Below are 13201 nucleotides of genomic sequence, written 5' to 3' on the forward strand. Positions count from 1 at the left end.
AAAGAAGGACACCTTCTCTTAGAGGCTTTGACGATAGCTATGTATCCCCTCATTCTCGGCACACGGAGATTTCTAAGGAAGAGGTCTTAAATAAAACCAATCTCGAGATTTTATCAGAGGGTCCTCAGGTTGGAGTTTCGATTTTGGCTAGTCGTGATTTACGAGAAATTTATAGTTTTGGGCATTTGGAATATGATCGTGATACCTTGGCAAATGAATATTTCCGAGATCGTGATGCAGGTTTAGATCCACATATTCCAGAAAATTACTTTAAGGATGATGATGTCAACCAGACACCTTGTCTTTGTTGGTCTTCATCAGCAGCCCTCTTTTTCAGTAACTGGGTGAACTATGCCGTCTATCAGGAAACACCTTTTGACTGGAGAAAAATAGAAGATGATGCATCTGCATTTGGGTATTTATAAGAGGAATTATGACATATTTAGACGCTTTTAAATCAGGGAACTTGGTTTTACCGAGTGCCCTGCTCTTGCATTTTAAGGAACTATTTCCTTCCAGCGACGATTTTCTGGTCTGGCAATTTTTCTATTTGCAAAATACGACAGGTTTGGAAGAAATGTCCCCAAGCCAGATTGCTGAAAGGATTGGCAAGGAAATTTCGGATGTCAATCAGGCTATTTCCAATCTGACGGAGAGGGGACTACTTCAGTATCGAACGATCGAATTGAATGGCGAAATTGAATTGCTTTTTGATGCTAGTTTGGCTTTGGAACGTTTGGATAATTTGCTTGGAGCCGCTCATTCGAGTTCAGACCAGTTGACATCTCAAAATCAGCTCAAAGATTTGGTGGAAACCTTCCAGCAGGAATTAGGACGCTTGTTGACACCTTTTGAGATTGAAGATTTGACCAAGACACTAAAGGAAGATGGAACCAGTGCTGACTTGATTAAGGAAGCTCTTCGTGAAGCTGTTTTGAATGGAAAAGCAAACTGGAAGTACATTCAGGCGATTTTGAGAAACTGGCGCCATGAAGGTATCAAAAGTGTGGCTCAAATCGAGGCTAAGCGGGCAGAAAGAGAAGCAAGCAATCCTCAGTTGACACAGGTATCTGCAGATTTCAGAAATGCCATGGATCTTTGGAAGGATTAATCCATACAAGCAGGCTTGAAATCCGAGTAAGATTTGCAAGCTGTGTATAATTGTGATAAAATAAATAGAAAATAAATTGAAAAAAGAGGTATGTGAAATGTCACGTAAACCATTTATCGCTGGTAACTGGAAAATGAACAAAAATCCAGAAGAAGCTAAAGTATTCGTTGAAGCAGTTGCATCAAAACTTCCTTCATCAGATCTTGTTGAAGCAGGTATCGCAGCTCCAGCTCTTGATTTGACAGCTGTTCTTGCTGCTGCTAAAGGTTCAAACCTCAAAGTTGCTGCTCAAAACTGCTACTTTGAAAATGCAGGTGCTTTCACTGGTGAAACTAGCCCACAAGTTTTGAAAGAAATCGGTACTGACTATGTTGTTATCGGTCACTCAGAACGCCGTGACTACTTCCATGAAACTGACGAAGATATCAACAAAAAAGCAAAAGCAATCTTTGCAAACGGTATGCTTCCAATCATCTGTTGTGGTGAGTCACTTGAAACTTACGAAGCTGGTAAAGCTGCTGAATTCGTAGGTGCTCAAGTATCTGCTGCATTGGCTGGATTGACTGCTGAACAAGTTGCTGCATCAGTTATCGCTTACGAGCCAATCTGGGCTATCGGTACTGGTAAATCAGCTTCACAAGACGATGCACAAAAAATGTGTAAAGTTGTTCGTGACGTTGTAGCTGCTGACTTTGGTCAAGAAGTTGCAGACAAAGTTCGTGTTCAATACGGTGGTTCTGTTAAACCTGAAAACGTTGCTTCATACATGGCTTGCCCAGATGTTGACGGTGCCCTTGTAGGTGGTGCGTCACTTGAAGCAGAAAGCTTCTTGGCTTTGCTTGACTTTGTAAAATAATCAGTAGCAAAAGCTAGGTGGAACAGCATTCAAGATGTCTGTTCCATTTTTTATAGGAGAAGAAAGATTGAAAATCAAGATTGGAAAAATTGGATTAGCAAGTCTCTGTTTACTGGGCTTGGCAGTTAGTCATGTCGCTGCAAATGAAACTGAAGTGAAATCATCTTCGGAAGGAAGCAGAGTTCAAGATTCTTCTAGCAAGGTAGAAGAAAAGAAATCAGAAACGACTACAAGTCAAAAAGAAGAAGAGAAGATGGAAGAAGTAAAAGAGACGCGAGCTAGTAGTAGTCAGAAAGAAGAAAGTAAGCCAAATTTAACATCAGCACACTGGGAAGGAGATTTCTATGTAAAAGCTGATGGTTCCAAAGCGAAGAGTGAGTGGATTTTCGATACTAGCTACAGTAGTTGGTTCTATATAAAATCAGATGGTCGTTATGCCCAAAAAGAATGGCATGGAAACTATTACCTCAAAATGGGTGGTTACATGGCTAAAAATGAATGGGTTTACGATAACAATTATAATAGCTGGTTCTACCTCAAGATAGACGGTTCTTATGCAAATCAAGAATGGCAGAAAATTAATGGTAAATGGTATTATTTCAAGAAATGGGGCTCTATGGCTAAAAGTCAGTGGCAAGGAAATTATTTCTTGAATGGTCAAGGTGCCATGATGCAAAACGAATGGCTTTACGATAAGCATTATAAGACTTGGTTCTATCTTAAGGCAGATGGTTCTTACGCTAATGAACAGTGGCAAAAGATTGATGGCAAGTGGTACTATTTCAAGAAGTGGGGCTACATGGCTCAAGATGAGTGGCAAGGTAATTACTATCTTACTGAAAGTGGTGCTATGGCGACTGGTGAGTTAGTGATGGACGATACTCGCTATACTTTTGCTGATTCAGGGGAACTGAAAGAAAAGAAAGCCTTGAATGTTGGTTGGGTTTATCGAAACGGCCACCGTTATTTCTTTAACCATCGTGAAGAACAGGTTGGAACAGATCGTGCTAAGAAGGTTATTGATGTCAGTGAACATAATGGTCGCATTAGTGATTGGAAAAAGGTTATCCAGGAAAATGGAGTTGATGGCGTCATTGTTCGCTTGGGATATAGTGGTGTAGAAGATAAGGAATTGGCTTATAATATTCAAGAATTGAATCGACTAGGCATTCCTTATGGTGTTTATCTTTATACCTATGCCGAAAATGAAACAGATGCTGAGAATGATGCCAAACAGACTATTGAACTCTTGAAGAAATACAAGATGAACTTGTCTTATCCAATCTACTATGATGTTGAGAACTGGGAATATGTCAATAAAACAAAGAGAGCTTCAAATGATACTGGAATCTGGGTCAAGATTATCAATAAGTATATGACAACAATGAAGCAGGCTGGTTATCAAAATGTGAAAGTTTATAGCTATCGTCAACTCTTGCAAACTCGTTTGAATCATCCAGATATTTTACAACATGTCAACTGGGTTGCAGCCTATACGGATGTGCTTGATTGGAATAATCCTCATTATTCAGGAGAAAAAGGATGGCAATATACTTCATCTGACTCTCTTAAAGGGATTAGGGGTCATGTTGATGTTAGCGTCTGGTATTAAGATATAAAGTTGAGAAAGGAGTGTGCAAGAAATTTGCATCCTCTTTTTCTTTATTTTACTGAAGCAAAGGGGTATGAAATTTATACTCTACGAAAATCTCTTCAAACCACGTCGGTTTTATTTGCAACCTCAAAGCTGTACTTTGAGCAACCTGCGGCTAGATTTCTAGTTTGATCTTCATTAAGTATTAATCAAAAAATCTCTAAATAATTCTTAAATTATCAGTCTATTGCAACTTTTCTCATGTGAGTCTTTTGGCTTGCTATTGGTTTTTCTTAGTAGTATACTAAGGTAGTAATCATTAAGAAGTGGTTACAAAAAATAATGAATGAGGTAAAGAAAATGGTAGAATTTAAAAAAGAAGCAGTAAAAGACGTAACAACATTGACAAAATCAGCGCCAGTAGCATTGGCGAAAACAAAGGAAGTATTGAATCAAGCTGTTGCTGATTTGTACGTAGCCCACGTTGCTTTGCACCAAGTACACTGGTACATGCGTGGTCGTGGTTTCCTTGTATGGCATCCAAAAATGGATGAGTACATGGATGCTCTTGATGGTCAATTGGATGAAATCAGTGAGCGTTTGATCACACTTGGTGGTAGCCCATTCTCTACATTGACAGAATTCCTTCAAAACAGTGAAATCGAAGAAGAAGCTGGTGAATACCGTAATGTTGAAGAAAGCTTGGAACGTGTCCTTGCTATCTACCGTTACTTGTCAGAACTCTTCCAAAAAGGTTTGGATGTTACTGATGAAGAAGGTGACGATGTGACAAACGGTATCTTTACAGATGCTAAAACTGAAACTGATAAAACAATCTGGATGCTTGCCGCAGAACTTGGACAAGCACCTGGTTTGTAAGAAATAGAATAATCATATAAAAATCTGTAGGATGCCTCTTACAGATTTTTTTCTATTCTGTAAGCTATTCCAAACCAGTCTTTTTTTGAGTTTTTTGATAAAATAGTACTATCAGTGAAAAGGATGGAAGCATGACTAAGAAAATCGTAGCTATTTGGGCCCAGGATGAAGAGGGTGTGATTGGTAAGGGAAATCGCCTGCCTTGGCATTTGCCAGCAGAACTGCAACACTTCAAAGAAACAACTCTGAATCATGCTATCTTGATGGGGCGTGTGACCTTTGATGGGATGGGGCGTCGCTTGCTTCCACAACGGGAAACTCTGATTTTGACGCGTAATTCTGAAGAAAAGATAGACGGGGTTACTACTTTTCAGGATGTCCAGTCTGTCTTGGACTGGTATCAGGCTCAAGAAAAGAATCTTTATATTATCGGTGGGAAGCAAATTTTTCAGGCTTTTGAACCCTACCTTGACGAAGTAATTGTGACTCAAATTCATGCTCGGGTGGAGGGAGATACCTATTTCCCTGAGGAGTTTGATTTGTCTCTTTTTGAGACAGTTTCAAGCAAATCCTATACCAAAGATGAGAAAAATCCTTATGATTTTACCATCCAATACCGCAAGAGAAAGGAAGTCTAATGGAACGTAGTATATTTGGTTTTTTCACAGCCATGCTGTGTTTGGTCTGCTTGCTTGCAGGAGCACAGGCTTTTCGTAAAAAGCGTTATGGACTTTCTGTCCTGCTCTGGTTAAATGCCTTTACCAATTTGGTCAATAGTATCCATGCTTTTTACATGACCTTATTTTAGATAGAATGACAGTATAGAATAGAACGGAAGGAAATCATGCCTACAAATAGGAATAATGATATGATGGTTTATTGCTCATTTTGTGGCAAAAGCCAAGAAGAAGTACAAAAAATAATCGCAGGCAACAACGCCTTTATCTGTAATGAATGTGTGGAGTTGGCTCAGGAAATCATTCGAGAGGAGTTGGCGGAAGAAGTCTTGGCAGACTTGTCTGAAGTTCCAAAACCAATCGAACTCCTCCATATCTTGAACCACTATGTAATCGGTCAAGATCGTGCCAAACGTGCTTTAGCAGTAGCAGTATACAACCACTACAAACGCATCAATTTCCACGATACGCGTGAAGAGTCGGAAGATGTGGATTTGCAGAAGTCAAACATCTTGATGATTGGCCCAACTGGTTCAGGGAAAACTTTCCTGGCCCAGACCTTGGCTAAGAGCTTGAATGTGCCTTTTGCGATTGCGGATGCAACAGCTCTTACTGAGGCTGGTTATGTTGGTGAGGATGTGGAAAATATCCTCCTCAAACTATTGCAGGCTGCTGACTTTAATATTGAACGTGCAGAGCGTGGGATTATCTACGTGGATGAAATTGACAAGATTGCTAAGAAGAGCGAGAACGTATCGATCACACGTGATGTTTCTGGTGAAGGTGTGCAACAAGCCCTTCTCAAGATTATCGAGGGGACCGTTGCTAGTGTTCCGCCTCAAGGTGGACGCAAGCATCCGCAACAAGAGATGATTCAAGTGGATACTAAAAATATCCTCTTCATCGTGGGTGGTGCTTTTGATGGTATTGAAGAAATCGTCAAACAACGTCTGGGAGAAAAAGTCATCGGATTTGGTCAAAATAATAAAGCAATTGATGAAAACAGCTCTTACATGCAAGAAATCATCGCAGAAGATATTCAAAAATTTGGTATTATCCCTGAGTTGATTGGACTCTTGCCTGTCTTTGCTGCTCTTGAGCAATTGACAGTGGATGACTTGGTTCGTATCTTGAAAGAGCCAAGAAATGCTTTGGTGAAACAGTACCAAACCTTGCTTTCTTATGATGATGTCGAGTTGGAGTTTGACGACGAAGCCCTTCAAGAGATTGCAAATAAGGCCATCGAACGCAAAACCGGTGCGCGTGGTCTTCGCTCGATTATCGAAGAAACCATGCTAGATGTCATGTTTGAAGTACCGAGTCAGGAAAATGTGAAATTGGTCCGCATCACTAAAGAAGCTGTCGATGGAACAGATAAACCAATCCTAGAAACAGCCTAGAGGTGACTATGGAACTTAATACACATAATGCTGAAATCTTGCTCAGTGCGGCTAATAAATCCCACTATCCGCAGGATGAACTGCCAGAGATTGCCCTAGCAGGGCGTTCAAATGTTGGTAAATCTAGCTTTATCAATACCATGCTGAACCGTAAGAATCTAGCCCGAACATCAGGTAAACCTGGTAAAACTCAGCTGCTCAACTTCTTTAATATCGACGACAAGATGCGCTTTGTGGATGTGCCTGGTTATGGCTATGCCCGCGTTTCCAAAAAGGAACGTGAAAAGTGGGGGCGCATGATTGAGGAGTATCTAACGACTCGGGAAAATCTCCGTGCAGTGGTCAGTCTAGTTGACCTTCGTCATGACCCGTCAGCAGATGATGTGCAGATGTACGAATTTCTTAAGTATTATGAGATTCCAGTCATCATTGTGGCGACCAAGGCAGACAAGATTCCACGTGGTAAATGGAACAAGCACGAATCAGCAATCAAAAAGAAATTAAACTTTGACCCAAGTGACGACTTTATCCTCTTTTCATCTGTCAGCAAGGCAGGGATGGATGAAGCTTGGGATGCAATCTTAGAAAAATTGTGAGGAAAAGAAAATGGTCACAGAGACCCAGTTGTTGCGCCACTTGGCTAATACACCCCTGCAACTGGATATTGATTTTCTCTATATGGAAAGCCACCGCTCTAAGACAACTCGTTCAGAGCACATGGAGACCTTTTATAAAACTTTTCCTGAAGTTAAGGACGAGTATTTTGATGGCATGATTATCACGGGTGCTCCAGTTGAGCATTTACCATTTGAGGAAGTGGACTATTGGGAGGAATTCAGTCAGGTAATCGAGTGGTCCAAGACCCACGTCTATTCGACGCTTCATATCTGCTGGGGTGCCCAGGCTGGTCTTTATCTGCGTTATGGGGTGGAAAAATACCAGATGGACAGTAAATTATCAGGTATCTATCCTCAGGATACTTTAAAAGAAGGACACCTTCTCTTTAGAGGCTTTGACGATAGCTATGTATCCCCTCATTCTCGGCACACGGAGATTTCTAAGGAAGAGGTCTTAAATAAAACCAATCTCGAGATTTTATCAGAGGGTCCTCAGGTTGGAGTTTCGATTTTGGCTAGTCGTGATTTACGAGAAATTTATAGTTTTGGGCATTTGGAATATGATCGTGATACCTTGGCAAATGAATATTTCCGAGATCGTGATGCAGGTTTAGATCCACATATTCCAGAAAATTACTTTAAGGATGATGATGTCAACCAGACACCTTGTCTTTGTTGGTCTTCATCAGCAGCCCTCTTTTTCAGTAACTGGGTGAACTATGCCGTCTATCAGGAAACACCTTTTGACTGGAGAAAAATAGAAGATGATGCATCTGCATTTGGGTATTTATAAGAGGAATTATGACATATTTAGACGCTTTTAAATCAGGGAACTTGGTTTTACCGAGTGCCCTGCTCTTGCATTTTAAGGAACTATTTCCTTCCAGCGACGATTTTCTGGTCTGGCAATTTTTCTATTTGCAAAATACGACAGGTTTGGAAGAAATGTCCCCAAGCCAGATTGCTGAAAGGATTGGCAAGGAAATTTCGGATGTCAATCAGGCTATTTCCAATCTGACGGAGAGGGGACTACTTCAGTATCGAACGATCGAATTGAATGGCGAAATTGAATTGCTTTTTGATGCTAGTTTGGCTTTGGAACGTTTGGATAATTTGCTTGGAGCCGCTCATTCGAGTTCAGACCAGTTGACATCTCAAAATCAGCTCAAAGATTTGGTGGAAACCTTCCAGCAGGAATTAGGACGCTTGTTGACACCTTTTGAGATTGAAGATTTGACCAAGACACTAAAGGAAGATGGAACCAGTGCTGACTTGATTAAGGAAGCTCTTCGTGAAGCTGTTTTGAATGGAAAAGCAAACTGGAAGTACATTCAGGCGATTTTGAGAAACTGGCGCCATGAAGGTATCAAAAGTGTGGCTCAAATCGAGGCTAAGCGGGCAGAAAGAGAAGCAAGCAATCCTCAGTTGACACAGGTATCTGCAGATTTCAGAAATGCCATGGATCTTTGGAAGGATTAATCCATACAAGCAGGCTTGAAATCCGAGTAAGATTTGCAAGCTGTGTATAATTGTGATAAAATAAATAGAAAATAAATTGAAAAAAGAGGTATGTGAAATGTCACGTAAACCATTTATCGCTGGTAACTGGAAAATGAACAAAAATCCAGAAGAAGCTAAAGTATTCGTTGAAGCAGTTGCATCAAAACTTCCTTCATCAGATCTTGTTGAAGCAGGTATCGCAGCTCCAGCTCTTGATTTGACAGCTGTTCTTGCTGCTGCTAAAGGTTCAAACCTCAAAGTTGCTGCTCAAAACTGCTACTTTGAAAATGCAGGTGCTTTCACTGGTGAAACTAGCCCACAAGTTTTGAAAGAAATCGGTACTGACTATGTTGTTATCGGTCACTCAGAACGCCGTGACTACTTCCATGAAACTGACGAAGATATCAACAAAAAAGCAAAAGCAATCTTTGCAAACGGTATGCTTCCAATCATCTGTTGTGGTGAGTCACTTGAAACTTACGAAGCTGGTAAAGCTGCTGAATTCGTAGGTGCTCAAGTATCTGCTGCATTGGCTGGATTGACTGCTGAACAAGTTGCTGCATCAGTTATCGCTTACGAGCCAATCTGGGCTATCGGTACTGGTAAATCAGCTTCACAAGACGATGCACAAAAAATGTGTAAAGTTGTTCGTGACGTTGTAGCTGCTGACTTTGGTCAAGAAGTTGCAGACAAAGTTCGTGTTCAATACGGTGGTTCTGTTAAACCTGAAAACGTTGCTTCATACATGGCTTGCCCAGATGTTGACGGTGCCCTTGTAGGTGGTGCGTCACTTGAAGCAGAAAGCTTCTTGGCTTTGCTTGACTTTGTAAAATAATCAGTAGCAAAAGCTAGGTGGAACAGCATTCAAGATGTCTGTTCCATTTTTTATAGGAGAAGAAAGATTGAAAATCAAGATTGGAAAAATTGGATTAGCAAGTCTCTGTTTACTGGGCTTGGCAGTTAGTCATGTCGCTGCAAATGAAACTGAAGTGAAATCATCTTCGGAAGGAAGCAGAGTTCAAGATTCTTCTAGCAAGGTAGAAGAAAAGAAATCAGAAACGACTACAAGTCAAAAAGAAGAAGAGAAGATGGAAGAAGTAAAAGAGACGCGAGCTAGTAGTAGTCAGAAAGAAGAAAGTAAGCCAAATTTAACATCAGCACACTGGGAAGGAGATTTCTATGTAAAAGCTGATGGTTCCAAAGCGAAGAGTGAGTGGATTTTCGATACTAGCTACAGTAGTTGGTTCTATATAAAATCAGATGGTCGTTATGCCCAAAAAGAATGGCATGGAAACTATTACCTCAAAATGGGTGGTTACATGGCTAAAAATGAATGGGTTTACGATAACAATTATAATAGCTGGTTCTACCTCAAGATAGACGGTTCTTATGCAAATCAAGAATGGCAGAAAATTAATGGTAAATGGTATTATTTCAAGAAATGGGGCTCTATGGCTAAAAGTCAGTGGCAAGGAAATTATTTCTTGAATGGTCAAGGTGCCATGATGCAAAACGAATGGCTTTACGATAAGCATTATAAGACTTGGTTCTATCTTAAGGCAGATGGTTCTTACGCTAATGAACAGTGGCAAAAGATTGATGGCAAGTGGTACTATTTCAAGAAGTGGGGCTACATGGCTCAAGATGAGTGGCAAGGTAATTACTATCTTACTGAAAGTGGTGCTATGGCGACTGGTGAGTTAGTGATGGACGATACTCGCTATACTTTTGCTGATTCAGGGGAACTGAAAGAAAAGAAAGCCTTGAATGTTGGTTGGGTTTATCGAAACGGCCACCGTTATTTCTTTAACCATCGTGAAGAACAGGTTGGAACAGATCGTGCTAAGAAGGTTATTGATGTCAGTGAACATAATGGTCGCATTAGTGATTGGAAAAAGGTTATCCAGGAAAATGGAGTTGATGGCGTCATTGTTCGCTTGGGATATAGTGGTGTAGAAGATAAGGAATTGGCTTATAATATTCAAGAATTGAATCGACTAGGCATTCCTTATGGTGTTTATCTTTATACCTATGCCGAAAATGAAACAGATGCTGAGAATGATGCCAAACAGACTATTGAACTCTTGAAGAAATACAAGATGAACTTGTCTTATCCAATCTACTATGATGTTGAGAACTGGGAATATGTCAATAAAACAAAGAGAGCTTCAAATGATACTGGAATCTGGGTCAAGATTATCAATAAGTATATGACAACAATGAAGCAGGCTGGTTATCAAAATGTGAAAGTTTATAGCTATCGTCAACTCTTGCAAACTCGTTTGAATCATCCAGATATTTTACAACATGTCAACTGGGTTGCAGCCTATACGGATGTGCTTGATTGGAATAATCCTCATTATTCAGGAGAAAAAGGATGGCAATATACTTCATCTGACTCTCTTAAAGGGATTAGGGGTCATGTTGATGTTAGCGTCTGGTATTAAGATATAAAGTTGAGAAAGGAGTGTGCAAGAAATTTGCATCCTCTTTTTCTTTATTTTACTGAAGCAAAGGGGTATGAAATTTATACTCTACGAAAATCTCTTCAAACCACGTCGGTTTTATTTGCAACCTCAAAGCTGTACTTTGAGCAACCTGCGGCTAGATTTCTAGTTTGATCTTCATTAAGTATTAATCAAAAAATCTCTAAATAATTCTTAAATTATCAGTCTATTGCAACTTTTCTCATGTGAGTCTTTTGGCTTGCTATTGGTTTTTCTTAGTAGTATACTAAGGTAGTAATCATTAAGAAGTGGTTACAAAAAATAATGAATGAGGTAAAGAAAATGGTAGAATTTAAAAAAGAAGCAGTAAAAGACGTAACAACATTGACAAAATCAGCGCCAGTAGCATTGGCGAAAACAAAGGAAGTATTGAATCAAGCTGTTGCTGATTTGTACGTAGCCCACGTTGCTTTGCACCAAGTACACTGGTACATGCGTGGTCGTGGTTTCCTTGTATGGCATCCAAAAATGGATGAGTACATGGATGCTCTTGATGGTCAATTGGATGAAATCAGTGAGCGTTTGATCACACTTGGTGGTAGCCCATTCTCTACATTGACAGAATTCCTTCAAAACAGTGAAATCGAAGAAGAAGCTGGTGAATACCGTAATGTTGAAGAAAGCTTGGAACGTGTCCTTGCTATCTACCGTTACTTGTCAGAACTCTTCCAAAAAGGTTTGGATGTTACTGATGAAGAAGGTGACGATGTGACAAACGGTATCTTTACAGATGCTAAAACTGAAACTGATAAAACAATCTGGATGCTTGCCGCAGAACTTGGACAAGCACCTGGTTTGTAAGAAATAGAATAATCATATAAAAATCTGTAGGATGCCTCTTACAGATTTTTTTCTATTCTGTAAGCTATTCCAAACCAGTCTTTTTTTGAGTTTTTTGATAAAATAGTACTATCAGTGAAAAGGATGGAAGCATGACTAAGAAAATCGTAGCTATTTGGGCCCAGGATGAAGAGGGTGTGATTGGTAAGGGAAATCGCCTGCCTTGGCATTTGCCAGCAGAACTGCAACACTTCAAAGAAACAACTCTGAATCATGCTATCTTGATGGGGCGTGTGACCTTTGATGGGATGGGGCGTCGCTTGCTTCCACAACGGGAAACTCTGATTTTGACGCGTAATTCTGAAGAAAAGATAGACGGGGTTACTACTTTTCAGGATGTCCAGTCTGTCTTGGACTGGTATCAGGCTCAAGAAAAGAATCTTATATTATCGGTGGGGAAGCAAATTTTTCAGGCTTTTGAACCCTACCTTGACGAAGTAATTGTGGACTCAAATTCATGCTCGGGTGGAGGGAGATACCTATTTCCCTGAGGAGTTTGATTTGTCTCTTTTTGAGACAGTTTCAAGCAAATCCTATACCAAAGATGAGAAAAATCCTTATGATTTTACCATCCAATACCGCAAGAGAAAGGAAGTCTAATGGAACGTAGTATATTTGGTTTTTCACAGCCATGCTGTGTTTGGTCTGCTTGCTTGCAGGAGCACAGGCTTTTCGTAAAAAGCGTTATGGACTTTCTGTCCTGCTCTGGTTAAATGCCTTTACCAATTTGGTCAATAGTATCCATGCTTTTTACATGACCTTATTTTAGATAGAATGACAGTATAGAATAGAACGGAAGGAAATCATGCCTACAAATAGGAATAATGATATGATGGTTTATTGCTCATTTTGTGGCAAAAGCCAAGAAGAAGTACAAAAAATAATCGCAGGCAACAACGCCTTTATCTGTAATGAATGTGTGGAGTTGGCTCAGGAAATCATTCGAGAGGAGTTGGCGGAAGAAGTCTTGGCAGACTTGTCTGAAGTTCCAAAACCAATCGAACTCCTCCATATCTTGAACCACTATGTAATCGGTCAAGATCGTGCCAAACGTGCTTTAGCAGTAGCAGTATACAACCACTACAAACGCATCAATTTCCACGATACGCGTGAAGAGTCGGAAGATGTGGATTTGCAGAAGTCAAACATCTTGATGATTGGCCCAACTGGTTCAGGGAAAACTTTCCTGGCCCAGACCTTGGCTAAGAGCTTGAATGTGC

14 protein-coding genes and 2 pseudogenes are annotated in these 13201 nt (G+C 40.2%); all 16 read left to right on the top strand.

Features of this window, described 5'->3' with window-relative positions:
* Positions 1-425, top strand: a 425-nt coding sequence (locus tag FQT24_RS00025; RefSeq protein WP_185952519.1) for a homoserine O-acetyltransferase/O-succinyltransferase family protein, incomplete at its 5' end; no start/stop codon positions are given.
* Between the two features lie 8 nt (positions 426-433).
* On the top strand, positions 434-1111 hold the full coding sequence (locus tag FQT24_RS00030) for a DnaD domain-containing protein (RefSeq protein WP_143951807.1): 678 nt from the start codon (positions 434-436) through the stop codon (positions 1109-1111).
* Between the two features lie 97 nt (positions 1112-1208).
* The gene (gene tpiA, locus FQT24_RS00035; RefSeq protein WP_143951808.1) at positions 1209-1967 is read left to right on the top strand and encodes a triose-phosphate isomerase; all 759 of its coding nucleotides are present in this window, start codon (positions 1209-1211) and stop codon (positions 1965-1967) included.
* 34 nt (positions 1968-2001) lie between these two features.
* Positions 2002-3579: a choline binding-anchored murein hydrolase LytC gene (gene lytC / locus FQT24_RS00040; protein ID WP_143951809.1), complete on the top strand. Its 1578-nt coding sequence runs from the start codon at positions 2002-2004 to the stop codon at positions 3577-3579.
* 342 nt (positions 3580-3921) lie between these two features.
* Positions 3922-4440, top strand: a complete 519-nt coding sequence (locus FQT24_RS00045; protein ID WP_185952520.1) for a Dps family protein — start codon at positions 3922-3924, stop codon at positions 4438-4440.
* A 131-nt stretch (positions 4441-4571) separates the two neighbouring features.
* Positions 4572-5078, top strand: a complete 507-nt coding sequence (locus tag FQT24_RS00050; protein WP_000162491.1) for a dihydrofolate reductase — start codon at positions 4572-4574, stop codon at positions 5076-5078.
* Positions 5078-5248 carry a hypothetical protein gene (locus FQT24_RS00055; protein ID WP_000442260.1) on the top strand — a complete coding sequence of 57 codons (171 nt, stop codon included), beginning with the start codon at positions 5078-5080 and terminating at the stop codon, positions 5246-5248. Before FQT24_RS00050 ends, FQT24_RS00055 begins: the two co-directional genes overlap by 1 nt.
* 36 nt (positions 5249-5284) lie before the next feature.
* Positions 5285-6517 carry an ATP-dependent Clp protease ATP-binding subunit ClpX gene (gene clpX, locus FQT24_RS00060; protein ID WP_084002105.1) on the top strand — a complete coding sequence of 411 codons (1233 nt, stop codon included), beginning with the start codon at positions 5285-5287 and terminating at the stop codon, positions 6515-6517.
* Between the two features lie 8 nt (positions 6518-6525).
* Positions 6526-7113: a ribosome biogenesis GTP-binding protein YihA/YsxC gene (yihA, locus tag FQT24_RS00065; protein WP_000422605.1), complete on the top strand. Its 588-nt coding sequence runs from the start codon at positions 6526-6528 to the stop codon at positions 7111-7113.
* A pseudogene (locus FQT24_RS00070) lies at positions 7106-7927 on the top strand (homoserine O-succinyltransferase); the annotation flags it as partial. The gene yihA and the pseudogene FQT24_RS00070, both read left to right, overlap by 8 nt.
* Before the next feature lie 8 nt (positions 7928-7935).
* Positions 7936-8613, top strand: a complete 678-nt coding sequence (locus tag FQT24_RS00075) for a DnaD domain-containing protein (protein ID WP_143951807.1) — start codon at positions 7936-7938, stop codon at positions 8611-8613.
* Positions 8614-8710: 97 nt separating this feature from the next.
* Positions 8711-9469, top strand: a complete 759-nt coding sequence (gene tpiA, locus FQT24_RS00080; RefSeq protein WP_143951808.1) for a triose-phosphate isomerase — start codon at positions 8711-8713, stop codon at positions 9467-9469.
* Positions 9470-9503: 34 nt separating this feature from the next.
* Positions 9504-11081, top strand: coding sequence for a choline binding-anchored murein hydrolase LytC (gene lytC, locus FQT24_RS00085; RefSeq protein WP_143951809.1), 1578 nt, complete (start codon positions 9504-9506; stop codon positions 11079-11081).
* A gap of 342 nt (positions 11082-11423) precedes the next feature.
* The gene (locus tag FQT24_RS00090) at positions 11424-11942 is read left to right on the top strand and encodes a Dps family protein (protein WP_185952520.1); all 519 of its coding nucleotides are present in this window, start codon (positions 11424-11426) and stop codon (positions 11940-11942) included.
* A 131-nt stretch (positions 11943-12073) separates the two neighbouring features.
* Positions 12074-12581: pseudogene (locus tag FQT24_RS00095) on the top strand (dihydrofolate reductase).
* Positions 12582-12786: 205 nt separating this feature from the next.
* The coding region (locus tag FQT24_RS00105; RefSeq protein WP_313769912.1) for a ClpX C4-type zinc finger protein at positions 12787-13201 on the top strand (415 nt) is incomplete at its 3' end.

Origin of the sequence: Streptococcus mitis, assembly GCF_901542415.1 — a bacterium.
Classification (GTDB): domain Bacteria; phylum Bacillota; class Bacilli; order Lactobacillales; family Streptococcaceae; genus Streptococcus; species Streptococcus mitis_BL.